This is a genomic window from Ochrobactrum sp. BTU2, assembly GCF_024539785.1.
Classification (GTDB): domain Bacteria; phylum Pseudomonadota; class Alphaproteobacteria; order Rhizobiales; family Rhizobiaceae; genus Brucella; species Brucella anthropi.
The window spans coordinates 525,557-544,720 of record NZ_JAHWRG010000005.1 but is presented as its reverse complement, the minus strand read 5'-3'; the positions used below and the strand labels follow the sequence as shown (position 1 = coordinate 544,720).

The following is a 19,164-nucleotide window of genomic DNA, read 5'->3' as shown; positions in this document are numbered from 1 at the left end:
CAAGGGGAATCGAACCCCTGTCTGCGCCGTGAAAGGGCGCTGTCCTAACCGCTAGACGATGGGCGCCTGCTGGTGTGAGTGGGCTTATATTCAGGAAGGTTCTGACTCGCAAGCCCCAAAAAACACTTTTCTGAAAAAAATCGAATGTACTGCAAAAATAGGGGAAACTTCGGCGGGTGGATTCCTTATTTCCTTGAATATAAAGACAAAAGAAAAAGCCGGATCATATGATCCGGCTTCCGTGTATCCTTGGGGCGCCTCTTTTTTAGCCCTTGCAGCGCCAGTTCCAGTCGCGTTCCGGCCCAACGTCGACGTGAACCGAAGTCGTGTGGCAATAGGTGCCGACGCCGCCACGTCCCGACATGGACCGGGCGAAGCGAGCGACTTCCCACTTGGAAACGCCATCGATCTGAATATCGGCGGCGGCGCAGATCATATGGAGCGATTTGCGGGCACCATTGACTTTCCGGTTATAGGACGGGCTGCGATAGCCCGAAGTTACCATTACCGGACGGCGGAAATGCCGCTCCATGGTTTTCAGCATGGATACGAGCTGCGGCTTGAGACAGGCAACATCCACGGTCTGTCTTTGTACTTTCAGGCCATTGGGCGCAAGGCGGGCAAGACCAGGAGCCGAAGCAAGTGTTACGCTCGCAAATTCATCATCTTCGTTCGCGTCAATATCGCTATCGTCATAAAGACTGTTGCGATGCTTGATTTCAACGCCGCCATTGGGGCGCACGCCCGGCAGCGAATAATTGTATTCATGCTTTGCAGATGGCGAAACCGGTTTGGCGACAGCAAGCTTCTTGTTTTCGGTTCTGTCTGAGCGTTTTCCGGTCGATTCGTCCGAGAAAAGTCGGGATATGCTGCCTTGCGAAGCCGTTGGGCGTTGCGGCGAGGCGTAAGCGCTCTTCGTGGAGCCGAACAATGAAGCGACCTGAACGGGCTTTTCAGCTTCGGCAGGTTTTGCCGCTGCGGTTTGCTGTGTTTCTGCAGCTTCGGCAGGCTTTTCGTCCTTTGCCGGTTCTTGCTGCTTTTTCGTGGTTTCGGCTGGAGCGGCTGCCGCAGGTTGTTCTGCGGCTTGCGCAGGTTCAGGTTCAGCGGGCTTGTTGCCACCGAACATGCCGAAAAGCGATGAACTCTTCGGCTGCTGCGGGGCGAGGGCTGCTACCTGTGCCGGCTGTTGTTCCGTGGCAGTTGCAGTCTCGACCGGTTTTGCCTGCTCTTTATTATTGGTGTTTGTCGCTTCAGCCGCTGTGGCGGGTTTAGTTTCGCCCGGCTTGGCTTCGGCCTTTTTCTCTTCTGTTGACGGAGTTGCAGCCGTCGCTTCTGCGGCAGCTGTCTGATCGGCGGCACTTTGCAATGTGTCCGCAATCATGGAGCCACCGGTTGCAGAGGTCATCTGGAGCGGCTTACCGTCAAGGCCTGTACCGGTTGACGTGCAGGACGTGACAAGAAGCGCAAGCAAAGCCACGCTGCCTGAAAGAAACCTGCCGGTGGTCCGGTGTGTAGAATGCGCAAATTTCAACAGTCTGCTCCAGCTCGATTTCCCTGACCAGTTTGGCGACCCGAATCCATTCGAGCCTACCTGGTTTCGGGAGATCGGCTCTCCCGTGCGAGGCTGACATCATCCCTGATGGCTATCGTCCCCACAGCTCCCGACTGTTCGTGCCGGGAAAGAAATTCATAAATATCAGCGTGTTATGATGGTCACTTCAGAGTTATGACTGTCATTTCGCTGTATTGGACAAATCACCTGATTGGCAATTGGTTACCAATTTTTAAGTTTTTTAATCGCCGAGCGCAACTATTGATGCGCATTTAGAGTTAAAAGACTTCGCGGTCCGTGCGGAATATTCGCTAATAACGAAATATTACTTTATGTAACCATTGGTTACATTCGCCGTTCTTATCCGTCGCGCACGATAGTCTGCGAGCCCTGATCCGGCTTCACGGCAAGGCGAATTTCCGATTTACATCACTCACTTGTTGACAGGGTGCCTCGACTTGGTGCTATCCCTTCGCAATTGCTTTATCTTTGTCTGGTGTTGTGGCCAACAGCACCTTATGCGGCATTAACCGGGAACAGAAACATGACCAATCGCACGCGGCAGATCGCCAATCTTTTGCTGGCAGCAACGGCGGCGGCGATGCTCACGGCCTGCGCGGGCGGAAAAGAGTTTCAGGGTACGCCGCAGGAAGGTGCTTCGCGCACCGGTGTTTTCCCCACATTCGGCCATATGCCGAAGGCTGCGACCACACAGATCACCGCAGAAGAAAAGCAGCAGCTTACAACCAAGCTTGATGCCGACCGCACACGTCTGGCGGCATCCAGAGGCACCGGCGCCGGCTTTACGCCCGCCGAGGCTGCGAGCTTGCGCCAGCAGGCGCAGCAGGAAACGGACGCTACACTGAAGCAGATCGAAAGCGGGGAAGAGTAAATCCTCTTCCTTGGTTTTTGGCGCGCATCTTATCCGAAATCCGTTTCACACTTTTCGGGATGTGCTCTAAAGACGAAATCCGCGTCCTTTGACGCGGCAACACGTCTCGACCCGATTCGAGAACAGGTGTATAGCTCCATTGCGGCGCATACGCGCCATTACGTTCAACCCTCCACTGGAACAGGATCATGTCGGAAGAATTCCATAAAGTCCGTCGTCTGCCCCCTTATGTCTTTGAACAGGTCAACCGTCTGAAGGCATCGGCGCGAGCGGCGGGTGCCGACATCATTGATCTGGGCATGGGGAACCCCGATCTGCCGACCCCGCAGAACATTGTCGACAAGCTGTGTGAGGCCGTGCAGGATCCGCGCGCGCATCGTTATTCCTCATCCAAGGGGATTCCGGGGCTGCGTCGCGCGCAGGCACAATATTATGCGCGCCGCTTCGGTGTGAAGCTCAATCCCGATACGCAGGTCGTTGCCACGCTCGGTTCCAAGGAAGGTTTCGCCAATATGGCGCAGGCCATCACCGCGCCGGGCGATGTGGTTCTGTGCCCCGACCCGACCTATCCGATTCACTCCTTCGGCTTCATCATGTCGGGCGGGGTGATCCGTTCAGTTCAGGCCAAGCCGGATGATACCTTCATTCCGACGCTTGAGCGCGGCGTGAAGCATTCGATCCCGAAGCCGATCGCATTGATCCTGAATTTCCCGTCCAACCCGACGGCCTATGTAGCAACGCTTGATTTCTACAAGGATGTCGTCGCATTTGCCCGCAAGCATGACATCGTCATCCTGTCGGACCTTGCCTATTCGGAAATCTACTTCGATGGCAATCCGCCGCCATCGGTGCTGGAAGTGCCGGGCGCCATGGATGTGGCGGTGGAGTTCACTTCCATGTCGAAGACGTTTTCCATGCCGGGCTGGCGCATGGGGTTTGCGGTTGGCAATGAGCGCCTGATCGCGGCTCTTACCCGCGTGAAGTCCTATCTCGACTATGGTGCGTTCACACCAATCCAGGTTGCCGCGACGGCAGCGCTGAATGGTGACGGTTCGGACATCGCCTATGTGCGCAATGTCTATAAACAGCGCCGCGATGTGCTGGTCGAAAGCTTCGGTCGGGCGGGCTGGGATGTTCCGCCGCCAGCGGCAACCATGTTCGCCTGGGTTCCGATCCCTGAACGCTTCCGTCCACTGGGTTCACTCGAATTTTCCAAGCTTCTGGTCGAGCAGGCCGATGTGGCCGTTGCGCCGGGCATTGGTTTTGGCGAACACGGCGACGATTATGTGCGTATCGCGCTGGTCGAGAACGAACATCGCATTCGTCAGGCAGCGCGCAACATCAAGCGGTTCCTCTCCACCAAGGATGAGAACCTGCAGAATGTGATACCGCTCGAAGGTCGTCGCGGATAATATTTCAAAAGGCTACGGGCAGCATCATGCAGCCCGTGGCATCCCACCCGATAAGCCACTCCATACAGAAGGTCGATATAATGAGTGATGCATTACGGATCGGCGTTGCCGGGCTCGGCACCGTTGGTGCTTCGGTGTTGCGTATCCTGCGTGACAAGTCCGAAATGCTCACGCGCCAGTGCGGCAAGCCTGTAACGGTTACGGCGGTCAGCGCCCGCGACCGCACGCGGGACCGCGGTATCGATCTTTCCGGTATTGCCTGGTTCGACGATCCGGTGGAACTGGCCAAATCTGCCGATATCGACGTTTTCGTCGAGCTGATCGGTGGCGAGGACGGTCCGGCCAAGGCTTCCGTGGAAGCGGCTCTGCGCGCCGGTCGCCATGTCGTGACCGCCAACAAGGCTCTGCTTGCACGCCATGGCGTTGCGCTTGCCAAGATCGCTGAAGACAAGGGCGTTCTGCTCAATTTCGAAGCCGCTGTTGCGGGCGGCATTCCGGTCATCAAGGCAATGCGTGAATCGCTGACCGGCAACACGGTTTCGCGCGTCTATGGCATCATGAACGGCACCTGCAACTACATCCTGACTCGGATGTGGGAAGAGGGGATTTCGTTTGAAGACTGTCTCAAGGACGCGCAGCGCCTCGGTTATGCCGAAGCTGATCCGACTTTCGACATCGAAGGCAACGATACGGCGCACAAGCTGGCGCTCTTAACCAGTCTTGCCTTCGGTACGCAGATCGCTGCCGATGACATCTATCTGGAAGGCATCAGCAATATTTCGCTGGCCGACATTCGCGCCGCCGACGAACTCGGCTATCGCATCAAGCTTCTGGGCGTCGCGCAGAAGACCGATACGGGCATTGAACAGCGCGTGCACCCGACCATGGTGCCGACCTCGTCGGTCATCGCGCAGGTTCATGGCGTCACCAACGCCGTGGCAATCGAAACCGATCTTCTGGGCGAGCTTTTGCTGTCCGGTCCCGGAGCGGGCGGCAATGCGACGGCATCTGCCGTAATCGGTGATGTTGCGGATATCGCCAAGAGCCGTCCGGGCTTCCAGCATGGTCCGGTGTTCGGTACGCCTGCCAAGGCATTGCAGCCTTACAAGCGCGCCAAGATGCGCAAGCACGCGGGCGGTTACTTCATCCGCCTGACCGTCCTTGACCGCATTGGCGCTTTTGCGGCCATTGCCAAGCGCATGGCTGAAAACGATATTTCGCTGGAATCGATCGTCCAGCGTCCACCAATGGATGGCGCAGCCAACGAAGGCATCAAGACGGTCATCCTCGTCACGCATGAGACGACTGAAGCAGCCGTCAAGAAAGCGCTGGAAGCAATCCTCAAGGACGATCATCTGGTCGATAAACCGCAGATGATCCGCATCGAACGCGCCGGGTGAGAACCGGCGTGACTGCCTCTCTTGCAGGTTGGATTCACCTTTGTTATGAAAGCCGGGTCGGATTTGATCCGGCTTAATTCGTTTCAAGAGACAAAACAGGAAAAGGAGGGCTGTATGATGTATGTGACGCGTCATGATCATCACCGTCAGCACGGCCCCGATTTTGCCCTGCATAAGTAACTTGTGCAGGGCGGAAAAAGACTGAAATCACTGTCTTGTTCTGCCTTTTCCTGAAGGCGCGGTCGTTGAACCGCTGCCGGACATTCGCCAGCACATCTATTCGTGTCACGGTTTGGAAACCGGGCATTCGTGCGTGGCAGAATCGGGCTGATTGCCATGTCTCTTGTTTCTATCCAGAATCTTTCCCTGACCCTTCATGAACCTCTGTTTGCCAATCTCGATCTCGTCATAGGCGAGGGCGAGCGGCTTGGCATTGTCGCTGCCAACGGGCGCGGCAAGACCAGTCTTCTGCGTCTCCTTGTCGGGGAGGGCGATCCGACGCTTGGCACCATCACGCGGTCGCGCGGTTTGAAGATCGGCTATGTCAGCCAGTATGTGCCCGAAAAACTGTTCAATCGCAGCTTTTACGAGGTTGTGCTGGATGGGCTTGACGAAGAAGCGCGCGATTATGAAAGCTGGCGCGCCGATATCGTGCTGGATGACCTTAACGTCACCGAAGAACTGCGGCAGCGCCCCATAGGGCAGTTGAGCGGCGGCTGGCAGCGGCTTGCACTTCTGGCGCGCGCTTGGGTTTCCGAACCTGATGTTCTTCTTCTCGACGAACCGACCAACCATCTGGATCTTGAAAAAGTGCGGTTGCTGGAAGATTGGCTGAATGCGCTGCCGCGTTCGGTTGCGGTGGTCGTCAGCAGTCACGACCGCGCTTTCCTTGATGCGGTTACGAAGCGAACGCTGTTTCTGCGGGCGGAAAAATCACCGGTTTTCGCCTTGCCATATAGTCAGGCGCGTGTTGCGCTTGATGAAATCGACGCGGCCGATGCCCGGCAATTTGAAAAGGACATGAAAACAGTCCAGCAGTTGCGCAAGCAGGCGGCGAAGCTCAACAATATTGGCATCAATTCGGGTAGTGATCTGCTTGTGATCAAGACCAAGCAGTTAAAAGCGCGAGCCGACAAGATCGAGGAAAGCGCCAAGGCGGCGCATGTGGAGCGCTCTGCCGGCAAGATCATACTGAGCAGTCGAGGCAGCCACGCCAAGGCGCTGGTTGTTCTCGATCAGACCGAAATTGCCACGCCCGATAGGCGGCTTCTCTTCAAGACAGGACAGCTTTGGATCAATCCGGGCGACCGAATTGTTCTGCTGGGGGCCAATGGCATGGGCAAGACCCGGTTGCTGACGCTTGTGCGTGAGGCCATTCTTGCGCCGGATCAGGCACAGGCAGGAATCAAGGCGACGCCCTCGCTGGTGCTTGGATATAGCGATCAGGCCTTGTCGGAGCTGCGCCCGGACTGGACACCATTCGAGACGATTGCAAGAAGGTTCGATATTGGCGACCAGCGGACGCGATCCTTGCTGGCCGGGGCGGGCATGACGCTTGAAATGCAGGCCAAACCGCTGGAACGTTTGTCCGGCGGGCAGAAGGCGCGACTTGCCATGCTGGTTCTGCGGCTGACCAATCCGAACTTCTATATTCTTGATGAACCAACCAATCATCTCGATATCGAAGGTCAGGAAGCGCTGGAAGTGGAACTGCTGCGCAACGAGGCGGCGAGCCTGATCGTCTCGCATGACCGCAGTTTTGTTCGCAATGTCGGCAACCGTTTCTGGATGATCGAAAGAAAAAAGCTGGTCGAAGTGGAAAGTCCGGAGTTTTTCTTTGATGGAATCGGAAGCTGATTGCCCGCAACATCTTTTGGTTGTTTAACAATTTCTGCAACTTCTGGCCGGGTGTGAGCGTTCACATCCGGCCCGGACATGAAACGAAGCGTGTATAGCTTAAATCGATTAAGAGTTTGAGCGTACATTGTTTTTAGCTCTATCGCCCTTGCAGGGGGCGGGGGACTTTGACAAAAGGTTTGCACAGTGTCGCTATAAGAGGCGGCAATCGCGGGCTTCATGCGCCGCGTCCACGCAATTCGAATTCAGGACTTTGTTCAAATGGCCAAGACCGCAGAGCAGCACCCCCACGGACTGGATCGCATTCTCACACTCGAACTGGTCCGCGTGGCCGAGCGTGCAGCGGTCGCCGCGGCGAGGCTGCGTGGCCGTGGCGACGAAATGGCTGCTGATCAGGCCGCCGTCGATGCCATGCGTCAGGAATTGAACCGTCTTCCGATCGCCGGAACGGTTGTTATCGGTGAAGGCGAGCGTGACGAAGCGCCGATGCTCTATATTGGCGAAGAAGTTGGCACCAAGCAGGGACCGGATGTCGATATCGCGCTCGATCCGCTGGAAGGCACGACGATTTGCGCCAAGAATCTGCCGAACTCGCTTGCTGTTATCGCGATTGCCGAGAAGGGCAACCTGCTTTACGCGCCTGACGTTTACATGGAAAAGATCGCCGTTGGCCCGGGCTACTCGAAGGGCGTTGTGGACCTTGACGCAAGCCCGACGGATAACATCATGTCCGTCGCCAAGGCGAAGGGCGTGAAGCCGAATGAAATCACCGCCTGCATCATGGATCGTCCGCGCCATGCGCGTTTGATCGAGGAAGTGCGGGCGACCGGCGCTGCCATCCGCCTCATCGGCGACGGGGACGTGGCCGGTGTGATGCACACGACCAACCCGGACGAAACCGGCATCGACATCTATATCGGTATTGGCGGCGCGCCTGAAGGCGTTCTGGCTGCGGCAGCGTTGCGCTGCATTGGTGGCCAGATGCAGGGTCGTCTTCAGCTCAATACCGATGAAAAGATCGCTCGTGCCGCGAAGATGGGCATTGCAGACCCGAAGAAGGTCTATTCGCTGGAAGAAATGGCCAAGGGCGACGTGCTTTTTGCCGCTACCGGCGTGACGGATGGCAACATGCTTTCCGGCGTGAAATTCGCCCGTGACTATATCCAGACGCACACCATCGTCATGCGTTCAAGCTCGCAGACAGTGCGCGAGATCAAGGCGCGACATCAGGATCTGTCCAAGTTCTAGGTGATTGCGCGAGAACGGTTCAGCCTAAACCTTGGCAGGATTGAGCGTAGAATAGTCAAAGGCGGCATTGCAAAAATGCCGCCTTTTGTGTCTTTAGAAACTTATGACGACAGAGCGCTTTTTTCTCGGAATAAAACAATCCGCAACCGGACAGAAATGGGTAGACCGGCTTGGCCTGCGTGAGGCCAATACGGCGCTTGCCATTGCGCAGCATCACGGCATTTCCGATCTGGTTGCACGCGTGCTGGCCGGGCGGGGGGTGTCGGTAGAAAATGCGCCGGAATTTGTCGATCCGACGCTGCGCAATCTCATGCCCGACCCGGCGACGCTCACAGATATGGAAAATGCGGCCAGCCGTATTGCCGATGCCATTCTGCGTCGCGAGACCGTGGCCATTTTTGGCGATTACGATGTCGATGGGGCGTGTTCTTCCGCCTTGATGGCGCGTTTTCTCAAACATTACGGCATTCAGCACTCCATCTATATTCCTGACCGGATTTTTGAAGGTTACGGCCCCAATCCCGATGCCATGCGCGATCTGGTCGCCAAAGGTGCGACCCTTATCGTCACAGTCGATTGTGGCACCAACAGCGCATCGTCGATTACAGCCGCCAAGCAAGCTGGAGCGGATGTCGTCGTGCTCGATCACCATCAGGTCGGCGGCGATCTGCCTGAAGATGCGGTGGCTATCGTCAATCCCAACCGCGAAGATGATATTTCGCAGCAGGGGCATCTTTGCGCGGCAGGCGTGGTCTTTCTGACATTGGTACAGGTGACCAAAATCCTGCGCGAGCGCGGCAAGGGACCGGGTCCCGATCTTCTTTCTCTGCTCGATCTGGTGGCACTGGCAACGGTCTGCGATGTGGTGCCGTTGACAGGTGTCAACCGCGCTTTCGTCGTCAAAGGACTGGTCGTTGCGCGGTCGCAGAGCAATGTCGGCCTTGCGGCCTTGGCGCGTGTTGCCCGCATTGGCGAACCGCTCAATGTCTTTCACCTCGGTTATCTTATCGGGCCGCGCATCAATGCTGGCGGGCGCATCGGCGATGCGGGGCTTGGCGCACGACTGCTGACATTGGACGATTCCGCAACCGCGGATCGGATTGCAGTCGAGCTTGACCGTCTCAATCAGGAGCGTCAGGCCATGGAAGCCGAGATGCTTATGGAGGCTGAAGCGGAAGCTTCGCTGGAAATTTCCGGTGGCGCGGGAGCATCGGTGATCGTGACGGCAAGTGACCGCTGGCATCCCGGTATCGTCGGGTTGCTGGCCTCGCGGCTTAAGGAAAAGGCCCGGCGGCCAGCCTTTGCGATTGCTTTCAACGCCAATGGCGTCGGTTCGGGCTCCGGTCGTTCGATCATGGGGCTTGATCTTGGCAAGCTGGTGCGGGGCGCGATGGAGCGCGGGCTGCTCGTCAAGGGTGGCGGCCATGCCATGGCGGCCGGTATCACCATCGAGCGCGCAAATCTTGGCGCGCTGCGGGCTTATCTTGAAGAAGAATCGGCGCATATCGTTTCGCGCCTGCGCGAAAACCAGAGCCTGTCCATCGATGGCGCACTGGCCGCATCAGGCGCAACGGTATCGCTCTATGAAGCCTTGCAGAAGGCTGGGCCATACGGTTCGGCGCATCCGCAGCCCATATTGGCGCTGCCGCATCATATATTGGCCGATGTGCGTGGCGTCGGGCGCGATCACGTGCGTGTCGCGTTGCGTGGCGCGGATGGAAAGCGCGTCAATGCCATCGCCTTCCGGGCGGCGGAAGGCGATCTGGGGCGGTTCCTGTTCAACAATATCGGCCAGAGCGTCCATGTTGCAGGCAATCTGTCGCTAAATCATTGGAATGGCTCGGTCACGCCACAAATACAGATTCTGGATGCGGCTTTGCCTATTTAAAATTCCGGGCCTATTTGAAATTTCTGGATTTTTTTGCCTTCACGCTCTTGTGAGGTGTGGGGGCGAATTCCCATATGAGCACTGATTTAAACATTCAGACATGACTCTAAGTGGGAGAAACCGATGCCGGGTTCCGGAAGCCGCCTGACCAAACTGACAGCTGCAATGGTATTGGGGCTGATTGCCTCTTTTGCTGCGGTCGATTTCGCCGAGGCTCGCCGTGCGGGCGGTGGCGGTTTCGGCAGCCGTGGCGCACGCACCTATTCTGCGCCAGCGCCGACGCGCACTGCACCTAACAATGCCGCGCCGATGGAACGTTCGATGACGCCGAATACCGGCGCGACGCAGACCAACCGTCCGGGCGCAACAGGTACGCAGAATGCTGCGCAGGCACAGCGTTCCGGCGGTATGTTCGGTAACTTCGGTCGTTCCATGCTGGGCGGTCTTCTCGTCGGTGGCCTGATCGGCATGCTGCTCGGCAACGGCCTTGGCGGTCTTGCCGGGATGTTCGGCCTGTTGTTGCAGGTTGCGGTGATCGCGCTCATTGCGATGTTTGTCATGCGTATGTTCGCAAATCGTCGCCAGCCTGCAGCGGCAGGTGCCGGTAACGCAGGCGCGCAGCCTTTCGGTGCTGCAAAGACCGCAGCCCCGCAAGCTGGTTCACAGGCCGGTTTTGGTGGCCGTACGCCTTCGGTGAACCCGTTCGAGACCAAGCAGGCAGCCGCTCCGGTCACCCCCGCCGCTCCGGCGGTTGAAGATGAACCGATGGATGTCGGTCAGGAGGATCTGGATCGTTTCGAACAGATGCTTGCTGAAGTCCAGACCGCTTATGGCCGTGAGGATTATGCAGCGCTGCGCAAGCTCGCTACCCCGGAAGCCATGTCCTATCTGGCCGAAGAACTGGGCGAGATCGCTTCCAGCGGCATGCGCAACGAAGTGAAGGACGTCAAGCTTCTGCAGGGTGACGTTTCCGAAGCCTGGCGCGAAGGCGATGTCGAATACGCAACCGTTGCAATCCGCTATTCGGCGATCGATGTGATGCTGGATCGCAATACCGGCGCTGTCGTCGAAGGCAATCCGGATGAGCCGGTGGAAAGCGTCGAGCTCTGGACGTTCACTCGCACGGATGGCGGCGAATGGCTTCTCGCAGCCATTCAGGGAACGGAATAATTGTTCAGTATTGAGAAAAAGCCCCGCCCTTGTGGCGGGGCTTTTTTATTACCAGCTACCGATATTTTCGGCTGAAGCCCATGGCTCCTGCGGCGCCAGACGGTCACCTTTCTGGATCAGTTCGATGGAAATGCCATCGGGCGATTTGATGAAGGCCATGTGCCCGTCACGCGGCGGACGATTGATGGTGACGCCTGCATCCTGCAGCTTCTGGCAAGTGGTGTAGATGTCATCGACCATATAGGCGAGATGGCCGAAATTGCGGCCGCCCGTATAGGTCTCCGGATCCCAGTTGAAGGTGAGTTCCAATTCCGGCGCCCGCTCTGCCTTCGCCCGATCCGTATCGGAGGGCGCAGCGAGAAAAATCAGCGTGAAGCGGCCTTTGTCATTTTCAGTGCGGCGGATTTCTTCAAGGCCGAGTTTGTTTACATAAAAATCGAGAGATTCGTCGATGTCGCGAATTCGGACCATCGTGTGCAGATAGCGCATAGTCTTTTCCTCGGCTGTTGTAATTCGGGCGGTTGACGTTCGGGAAACGCAAGGACATCGAATCCGATGTCGGAGGCCGAACGTCAAGTTATCATGGACAGAGTGACGTTCAAAAATTTTGAGCAGCAGATGTGACCGGAAATGTCTTGAACATGTCATTGCCAAATTGACGACCGGCCATATTTCAGGTGGTGGGTCAGTTTCAAACGCTGCTGTGCCGGGAAAAGTAACCATGAAGTTGTGAAGTCTGTGGTCTTCATGGGGACGGATGCAAGTTTGGGCTTGCCGCCTCCGGTTAAGGAAGTGTTATTCTTTGGACAAGAATCAGGTCGGAATCGCAACGGAAGAACAGAGGAGGGGCGAACGCATGGCGGACAAGTCTGTGTCTAATGACCAGTTTCACAGCCAGCACGCCTCGGAAGAGCTGGGCGATATCATCGAAGTCTCGGGCCATATCAAATGGTTCGACGTAGCCAAGGGCTACGGCTTCATTGTTCCAGACCAGCCGGGCCTTAATGACATTCTTCTCCATGTGACGTCACTGCGTCGCGACGGCTTCCAGACTGCTCTGGAAGGTGCGCGCATCGTTTGTGAAGTTCGCAATGGCGATCGCGGCCTGCAATGTTTCCGCGTCCTGTCGATGGATACGTCTACTGCCGTTCACCCGGCGCAGATGCCGCCGCAGCGAACTCATGTGACTGTTACGCCGTCGAGCGGCCTTGAGCGCGTGATCGTCAAGTGGTTCAATCGCACCAAGGGCTTCGGCTTCCTGACGCGCGGCGAGGGGACGGAAGATATTTTCATCCATATGGAAACGCTGCGTCGTTTCGGCATGATGGAGTTGCGCCCCGGTCAGGTCGTGCTTATTCGCTTCGGCGAAGGCGACAAGGGCCTGATGGCGGCGGAAATCCATCCGGATATCGGCACGGCAATCCCGGTTTCGCATTAGAGCGCGCCAAATTTCTCAATTCTTGTAACAAGCAGGTGAAGGCCGCTTTGTGCGGCCTGAGCGGTCTTGTCGTCACTCTGTCCTATTGCTAGGTTCCAAGCCTGTTTGTTTACAAGCCAGTTTGTTTATCTGAGTGGGCAGGGTATGGGCCGCATTTTTCTCGCTTTTGCATTTGTTTTCTTCGCATTCGTTGCTCAGGCCGATGAGACACAGCCGATGCGGCTGCCGGTCGACAAGGAACCGCTGACATTCATTACCTCCAATGGCAACAAGGTAAATTTTGCGCTGGAAGTGGCTGAAAGCGACGATGCACGTGTGCGCGGCCTGATGTGGCGCACGGATTTTCCCAAGGATCGCGCCATGATCTTCGTGTTCGGAGAAATGCGCCGTGTCATGATGTGGATGCAGAATACACCGTCGCCTCTTGATATGGTTTTCCTCGATGACAAGGGACGCGTATCGGCCATTCACGAAAATGCGGTGCCATTCTCCGAAAATATCATTTCATCTGAAGTTCCGGCAGCGTATGTCGTGGAGGTTCTGGCCGGTACGGTTAAAAGAACCGGCATAAAGATTGGTGACAAAGCGGTCCATCGTGTGATTTGTGGCGAATGCCGGTCGTGACGCTGCTGTAATAAAATCAAGAGGAATAATCAGGTGAGTGCCCTCGATATCGAATATTTCGAACATGACGGTTTGCGTCTGGCATATCGTCAGGACGGAGAAGGCGATCCGATCCTGCTCATTCATGGCTTTGCTTCTTCAAGTCTCGTCAACTGGGTTTCGCCCGGCTGGTTCCGTACGCTGACCGAAGCCGGATACCGCGTTATCGCCATCGATAATCGTGGGCACGGGCTTTCCGCGAAGCCCCACGACGCAGACGAATACACGCCGACCAAAATGGCGGCTGATGCTGCAGCCCTGCTCGATCATCTCGGGATCGAAAAGGCGCATGTCATGGGCTATTCCATGGGCGCACGCATTACCGCATTTCTGGCGATTGAACACGCCGAGCGCGTTCATAGCGCTGTTTTCGGTGGGCTTGGCATCGGCATGGTAACGGGCGCTGGCGACTGGGAGCCTATTGGCGAGGCGCTGCTTGCAGAAGATCCGACCACGATCACCCATCCACGTGGACAGATGTTCCGCAAATTTGCCGACCAGACCAAGAGTGATCGTATCGCCCTTGCAGCCTGTGTGATTACCTCCAAGGAGCTGGTTCCCGCCGCTGCGATTGCACGTATCATGCAGCCTGTTCTCGTGGCCGTCGGCACGACCGATGATATTGCAGGCAGCGCGCAGGAACTCGCCGATCTTCTGCCAAATGGACAGGCCGTCGATATTCCGGACCGCGACCATATGCTGGCCGTTGGTGACAAGGTCTACAAGCAGGCGGTGTTGCAGTTTTTGAAAGAAAATCGACTCTGAAGCGAATTTGATTTCTGACAAAGAATGCGCCGACGGGGCGCGTCAAATTCGGCTGTGTCAAGGCAAAGCATTTTAAGTTATGCTGCGCGCCGAACTCGTATTGCGGCGTGGGGATTGAGCGAAAAGTTCGGCTGTCGTCTCCTCCTCGCGCGGTGCAAAACTGGAGTATGCATATGTCCGTTCGCACATCAGCGAAAGCGACCCCCGGTCTGGGTCAGGTCGATCCCATCTGGCATTCCATCCGTGCCGAAGCGGAGGAAGCGGCCAAGAACGATCCCGTGTTGGGCACGTTCCTCTATGCGACGATCCTCAACCAGCCGAGCCTGGAAGATGCGGTCATGCATCGTATCGCCGAGCGTCTCGGGCACGCCGATCTGAGCGCCGATATTCTGCGCCAGACCTTTGACGCGATGCTGGATGCCAATCCTGAGTGGTCCCAGATTGTCCGCGTCGATATTCAGGCGGTTTATGATCGCGATCCGGCCTATAGCCGCTTCATGGATCCGATCCTTTACCTGAAGGGTTTCCATGCGATCCAGACCCATCGTCTGGCGCATTGGCTCTATCATGAAGGCCGCAAGGATTTCGCCTATTACCTGCAAAGCCGTTCGTCCTCGATCTTCCAGACGGATATTCATCCGGCGGCTAGACTCGGCAGCGGCCTTTTCCTTGATCATGCGACCGGACTTGTGGTCGGCGAAACAGCGTTGATCGAAGACAATGTTTCGATTCTTCACGGTGTCACACTCGGCGGCACGGGCAAATCGAGCGGCGACCGTCATCCGAAAATCCGTCACGGTGTGCTGATCGGTGCTGGCGCGAAAATTCTCGGCAATATCGAAGTCGGTCATTGCTCGAAAATTGCAGCCGGTTCGGTGGTTCTGAAGCCTGTTCCGAACAATGTCACGGTAGCCGGTGTGCCGGCCCGGATCATGGGCGATACGGGTTGTGCCGAGCCTTCCCGCGTCATGGACCAGATGCTGGGCGAAGGGATTTAGGCGATACATCGTATCGTTGCAGCTTGAACAAGGCCGCTTGCTGGTTTTTTCCAGTATGCGGCCTATATTCTGTCTAAAGAGGCTATTGGACGCCAACATCCCTTGAGTCCCCGTTTATCGGGGGTTTACATAGGAAATTGCCGGGTGCAATAAACCGGCTCAATTCAATATCAGGAGAAGCCGGTTGAAACCCGAAGAACTCAAAAAACTGGACGCCTATTTCAAACGGACTTTCAATAATCCCGGCCTGCAGGTGAAGGCGCGTCCGCGCAAGAACGACTCCGCCGAGCTTTACCTCAACGACGAATTCCTGGGCCTGGTCTATAAGGACGAGGATGAAGGCGAACTCTCCTACAATTTCTCGATGGCCATTCTCGACGTTGATCTTTGATCGGTCGCGGTAATCGCGTCGCAAACGACGCTGATGCCGGGCAGGAATGTTCTTTGACGCCCTTTCCTATGGAGAGGGCGTTTTGTTGTCCAGATATGACTCCAGATATGACTGATGAGGATTCATGAAGATCATCGCTGCCACGCTGGCCCTTTCTGTCATGCTGCCGTCAGTCGTCCGTGCGCAGGCTATCGAGGACGACGGAACCTGCCCGAAGCTCGCAGAGAACTTCAAAACCATCTATTTCGGATTTCCCGATATCAAAAAGGATTCCATCGAGCGGATCGCGAGCTGGAAAGCCTCTTGCGCGAGCAAGGCGCCTGTCGGCAAGGAAAATGTCGTCGCTTTATGCACCGCCCATATGACGAGCGAAGGCAGCGTTTTCTTCTGGATCAAGGCGGGCGTGGAATCAGAGCTGAGCGGTTATGAGATTTGCGATTATCCCTGAGAACGCCAGATAGTTTTGACCCTTGGGTGTCTTTATGAAATTCGGTTTTTCATTGGCCATGCTTTTGGTGGCCCTGTCCTTAGCGGCGCGCGCAGAAGTCCTCGGCACTATCGAAACCGGGCAGGACGATGGCTCACGGTCGGTCATTGAGATCCTCGATGAACCGCAAAGCATCGGGAAATGCGACGGCGCTTACGCCGCCGCAGCCTATGTCATGGACCACAACTACTCGCTTCTCGCGGGAAAAGGATGCTGGAAGTTTCTTGGGTCGGCAGAAATACTAAAGCTGGAGATCGTGCTGGCTGCCACGGAGGAGCATCTTTTGAGCGGAGTTCCGCTCAGCCAGATCAAGTTCAGGGAAGATGGACGAAGAGCTTTCCAGGAGTTGAACGGGGAGTAGAGGCGCTCAGGACTGCCGATGTCGTTCCAGTCCATCGACTAATAGCATCAAGCCAAAATCGAACAGATTTTCTGCGCCGTCTGCATCCAGTATTGCAATGGCTTGGGCAATTTCCGATGTCGCAGTGATGCTTACGGCATCGCCCGGCACGCTTTCGTGGATGTCGGCCTGTTGTTCCAGCGCTGAACCGACAACATAATGGCTTATGGCGATTAGCGCGCGCGCTGCATTTGCGGGTGTAAAGCCTGCCTGAATCAAAAACTCGATCTGGGTTTCCGCCTGTCCCGCCTGATTGTTATTCGGGCGGGTTCCGGCGTGAATGTGCGCACCGTCACGATAAGTCAGCAATGCCCGTCGGAAACTATGTGCATTTTCAATTAGAAAATGACGCCAGTTCTCCCCAGCGCGCGGTAAGGCGTGGTCGTGATGCTCTGCCAAAATCGTTTCTGCAAGGGCATCCAGCAGCACACGTTTGTTTTTGAAATGCCAGTAGAGAGCAGGTTGTTGCACACCCAGCCGTTCCGCCAGACGACGGGTCGTCAGGCCTTCTTCTCCGACCTCGTTCAATAGTTCCAGTGCCGTTTGTATCACGGCATCACGGTGCAGTTTTGCCAATGCGCTCACCAAATCAGTTGTGTCTTGACAATTTATCATTGATAAATTTTAAGTCCAGTTCCTTATCGTTGATAAATTGTGAGGCTGGCATGAAACGCACATTGATGATTGTTCTCGCCGTTACTGCTTTGGACGCGGTGGGAATCGGGCTTGTGATGCCTGTCCTGCCCAGTTTGCTGCGGGATGTGGCTCATTCCGACGATGTGGCGGGGCACTATGGCGTGTTGCTGTCTCTTTATGCACTGATGCAGGTGTTCTTTGCCCCAATTCTGGGGGGAATGTCCGACCGGTTTGGCCGGAAGCCGATCCTGCTTGGCTCGCTCATTGGTGCGATGATCGATTATGCCATCATGTCTGCCGCCCCTCATCTCTGGGTTCTTTATGCCGGGCGCATCCTATCGGGCATGATGGGGGCAACGATGGCGGTTGCAGGGGCTTGCATAGCGGATACGGTGGAAGAGGGCACACGTGCTCGAGCTTTTGGCTGGCTGGGTGCATGTTATGGCGGCGGTATGATTCTTGGACCGGTCGTTGGCGGCGCGTTAGGAAGTATATCACTGACAGCTCCATTTGCCGCCGCCGCCGCGGTCAACGGTCTCATGGCCCTATCTGTCTACCTTGTGATGCCGGAGGTACGCCGAACAACCAAACCGGAGCCTCAGGCGAAGGGACTTCATTGCGCTCTTGTACCATCGGGTGTGCAGAAGGGGCTGAAACCGTTGCTGTGGGTTTTCTTTCTCCTGCAATTGGTAGGGCAAATACCAGCTGCCTTGTGGGTGATATTCACTGAAGATCGTTTCCATTGGGATACGACATATGTCGGCTTGTCGCTTGCGGCATTCGGTTTGCTGCATGCTATGTTTCAATGGCTTGGTACGGGGCGTCTCGTCGCAACAATTGGAGCTGGATATACGATAATCATCGGAATAGCGGCTGACGGGCTGGGCATGGCATCTCTCGCGATCGCGACAGAAGGATGGATGACTGTGCCAATTCTCGTCTTGCTGGCATTTGGCGGGATAGCGATGCCAGCTCTGCAATCCGTCCTGTCGGATAAGACCAGTCAAGACGAGCAAGGCGCGCTTCAGGGGATGTTGGCAAGTCTTACAAATATCAGTGCCGTCGCAGGGCCGGTTATCTTTACAGCCTTTTATATGAGGACTGCAGCCAGCTGGAACGGATGGGTGTGGCTGTTTGGGCCCGCAATCTATCTGGCGGCCGCTCCATTACTCATTTTCGTTCGGCGTCAGTCGGCGGGCTTGCCGTCAAGGAGATGAGCGTTGGCAAAATCGACGATCGCCTTGTCCAGTGACTTCCATTCGCCAAGCATGGAGCGGGGGAAGCGATAAAGTATCTGCAAGTCGCGGCCGAACTGGACGTCGCGCTCGCATGAATTGAAGCTTTCCGCACCGCTATCCGCAAGACATCGTGCAACGAATTCCGGCTTGCCGCTGCTCGGATCGGACAGGACCAGTTCCTCGCCCTTGTAACCGCTGCTTTCCAGAAAACGGTGTACTGTCAGGTTTCCGGGGGCGGTTTCCCCGTTCGGGTCTATCAGCTCGGCATAGATGGGCAGATAGCGCCCGCTCATGTCGCGGGACATGGTTCGCTGTTCGATAGACATGAAAATGAGATGCCGTTTCGGGGTCAAAAGGTTGAAGATGGCGCGGTCGCGTTCCGTATAGCCGGTAAGCCCCGGCCAGCGGGCATAAAGATCGAGACGCCCCGTCACCCCGTCACGTCGCTGGTTCGAAAAGCGGATCATATTGGCTGGAATCGACAGGACATTGTTGCCAATGATGATTTCATAAGCGTGCGTGCTGTCGGAGTGTCCGCCGCGCGCAATCAGCGGACCAAGCAGACGCCCGCCAACATTTACGGCAACCGAAAGCAGAATCAGAACGATAACCGCCAACAGCAGCCAGCCGAAGAGGCGGCTTCCCATTTTCGAGGCGGTGTAATCTGGTGCTGTTTCCATCTGGGTGTCATGGTGATGATATTGCAAAAGAATATCGGTCTTTTATGGT

At 56.3% G+C, this 19,164-nt stretch carries 19 protein-coding genes; 15 read left to right on the top strand and 4 right to left on the bottom strand.

Annotation, left to right across the window (positions count from 1 at the left end):
• Nucleotides 1–265: 265 nt before the first annotated feature.
• A complete protein-coding gene (locus tag KWJ32_RS18480; RefSeq protein WP_125335323.1) occupies nucleotides 266–1,531 on the bottom strand; it encodes a YcbK family protein in 1,266 nt (421 codons plus the stop codon).
• 565 nt (nucleotides 1,532–2,096) lie between these two features.
• Here KWJ32_RS18480 and KWJ32_RS18475 point away from each other — a divergent pair.
• The 7 genes from KWJ32_RS18475 (at nucleotide 2,097) to KWJ32_RS18445 (ending at nucleotide 11,419) form a co-directional block, all read left to right on the top strand.
• A complete protein-coding gene (locus KWJ32_RS18475) occupies nucleotides 2,097–2,444 on the top strand; it encodes a hypothetical protein (protein ID WP_010659876.1) in 348 nt (115 codons plus the stop codon).
• Nucleotides 2,445–2,632: 188 nt separating this feature from the next.
• Nucleotides 2,633–3,856 (top strand): LL-diaminopimelate aminotransferase, encoded by a 1,224-nt coding sequence (locus tag KWJ32_RS18470; protein ID WP_010659877.1) that lies wholly within the window; start codon nucleotides 2,633–2,635, stop codon nucleotides 3,854–3,856.
• 80 nt (nucleotides 3,857–3,936) lie between these two features.
• Nucleotides 3,937–5,256 carry a homoserine dehydrogenase gene (locus KWJ32_RS18465; protein WP_010659878.1) on the top strand — a complete coding sequence of 440 codons (1,320 nt, stop codon included), beginning with the start codon at nucleotides 3,937–3,939 and terminating at the stop codon, nucleotides 5,254–5,256.
• Nucleotides 5,257–5,592: 336 nt separating this feature from the next.
• Nucleotides 5,593–7,113 carry an ABC-F family ATP-binding cassette domain-containing protein gene (locus KWJ32_RS18460; RefSeq protein ID WP_012091891.1) on the top strand — a complete coding sequence of 507 codons (1,521 nt, stop codon included), beginning with the start codon at nucleotides 5,593–5,595 and terminating at the stop codon, nucleotides 7,111–7,113.
• A 261-nt stretch (nucleotides 7,114–7,374) separates the two neighbouring features.
• Nucleotides 7,375–8,361: a class II fructose-bisphosphatase gene (gene glpX, locus KWJ32_RS18455; RefSeq protein WP_010659880.1), complete on the top strand. Its 987-nt coding sequence runs from the start codon at nucleotides 7,375–7,377 to the stop codon at nucleotides 8,359–8,361.
• 103 nt (nucleotides 8,362–8,464) lie between these two features.
• Nucleotides 8,465–10,249 carry a single-stranded-DNA-specific exonuclease RecJ gene (gene recJ, locus KWJ32_RS18450; RefSeq protein ID WP_012091892.1) on the top strand — a complete coding sequence of 595 codons (1,785 nt, stop codon included), beginning with the start codon at nucleotides 8,465–8,467 and terminating at the stop codon, nucleotides 10,247–10,249.
• A 123-nt stretch (nucleotides 10,250–10,372) separates the two neighbouring features.
• Nucleotides 10,373–11,419 (top strand): Tim44 domain-containing protein, encoded by a 1,047-nt coding sequence (locus tag KWJ32_RS18445; RefSeq protein ID WP_012091893.1) that lies wholly within the window; start codon nucleotides 10,373–10,375, stop codon nucleotides 11,417–11,419.
• Between the two features lie 48 nt (nucleotides 11,420–11,467).
• Here KWJ32_RS18445 and KWJ32_RS18440 read toward each other — a convergent pair whose 3' ends face one another.
• The gene (locus KWJ32_RS18440) at nucleotides 11,468–11,908 is read right to left on the bottom strand and encodes a VOC family protein (RefSeq protein WP_010659885.1); all 441 of its coding nucleotides are present in this window, start codon (nucleotides 11,906–11,908) and stop codon (nucleotides 11,468–11,470) included.
• A gap of 367 nt (nucleotides 11,909–12,275) precedes the next feature.
• Between KWJ32_RS18440 and KWJ32_RS18435 the strand changes: the two genes are divergently transcribed.
• The 7 genes from KWJ32_RS18435 (at nucleotide 12,276) to KWJ32_RS18405 (ending at nucleotide 16,522) form a co-directional block, all read left to right on the top strand.
• A complete protein-coding gene (locus tag KWJ32_RS18435; protein WP_010659886.1) occupies nucleotides 12,276–12,857 on the top strand; it encodes a cold-shock protein in 582 nt (193 codons plus the stop codon).
• 144 nt (nucleotides 12,858–13,001) lie between these two features.
• Nucleotides 13,002–13,481 carry a DUF192 domain-containing protein gene (locus KWJ32_RS18430; RefSeq protein ID WP_029928863.1) on the top strand — a complete coding sequence of 160 codons (480 nt, stop codon included), beginning with the start codon at nucleotides 13,002–13,004 and terminating at the stop codon, nucleotides 13,479–13,481.
• A gap of 33 nt (nucleotides 13,482–13,514) precedes the next feature.
• Nucleotides 13,515–14,285: an alpha/beta hydrolase gene (locus KWJ32_RS18425; protein ID WP_012091895.1), complete on the top strand. Its 771-nt coding sequence runs from the start codon at nucleotides 13,515–13,517 to the stop codon at nucleotides 14,283–14,285.
• Nucleotides 14,286–14,458: 173 nt separating this feature from the next.
• Nucleotides 14,459–15,283 (top strand): serine O-acetyltransferase, encoded by an 825-nt coding sequence (cysE, locus tag KWJ32_RS18420; RefSeq protein ID WP_010659889.1) that lies wholly within the window; start codon nucleotides 14,459–14,461, stop codon nucleotides 15,281–15,283.
• Nucleotides 15,284–15,467: 184 nt separating this feature from the next.
• A complete protein-coding gene (locus KWJ32_RS18415; RefSeq protein ID WP_010659890.1) occupies nucleotides 15,468–15,674 on the top strand; it encodes a DUF3126 family protein in 207 nt (68 codons plus the stop codon).
• Between the two features lie 124 nt (nucleotides 15,675–15,798).
• Nucleotides 15,799–16,122 carry a hypothetical protein gene (locus KWJ32_RS18410; protein ID WP_012091896.1) on the top strand — a complete coding sequence of 108 codons (324 nt, stop codon included), beginning with the start codon at nucleotides 15,799–15,801 and terminating at the stop codon, nucleotides 16,120–16,122.
• 34 nt (nucleotides 16,123–16,156) lie between these two features.
• Nucleotides 16,157–16,522 carry a hypothetical protein gene (locus KWJ32_RS18405; RefSeq protein WP_012091897.1) on the top strand — a complete coding sequence of 122 codons (366 nt, stop codon included), beginning with the start codon at nucleotides 16,157–16,159 and terminating at the stop codon, nucleotides 16,520–16,522.
• Between the two features lie 6 nt (nucleotides 16,523–16,528).
• Here the strand turns inward: KWJ32_RS18405 and tetR are convergent, their stop codons facing one another.
• Nucleotides 16,529–17,137: a tetracycline resistance transcriptional repressor TetR gene (gene tetR / locus KWJ32_RS18400; RefSeq protein ID WP_040129236.1), complete on the bottom strand. Its 609-nt coding sequence runs from the start codon at nucleotides 17,135–17,137 to the stop codon at nucleotides 16,529–16,531.
• 89 nt (nucleotides 17,138–17,226) lie between these two features.
• Between tetR and tet the strand changes: the two genes are divergently transcribed.
• Complete coding sequence (tet, locus tag KWJ32_RS18395; RefSeq protein ID WP_012091899.1) at nucleotides 17,227–18,414, top strand: Tet(A)/Tet(B)/Tet(C) family tetracycline efflux MFS transporter; 1,188 nt, start codon at nucleotides 17,227–17,229, stop codon at nucleotides 18,412–18,414.
• Here the strand turns inward: tet and KWJ32_RS18390 are convergent.
• Nucleotides 18,384–19,115, bottom strand: coding sequence for a hypothetical protein (locus KWJ32_RS18390; RefSeq protein ID WP_012091900.1), 732 nt, complete (start codon nucleotides 19,113–19,115; stop codon nucleotides 18,384–18,386). The two genes, tet and KWJ32_RS18390, sit on opposite strands and share 31 nt — an antisense overlap.
• Nucleotides 19,116–19,164: the final 49 nt, after the last annotated feature.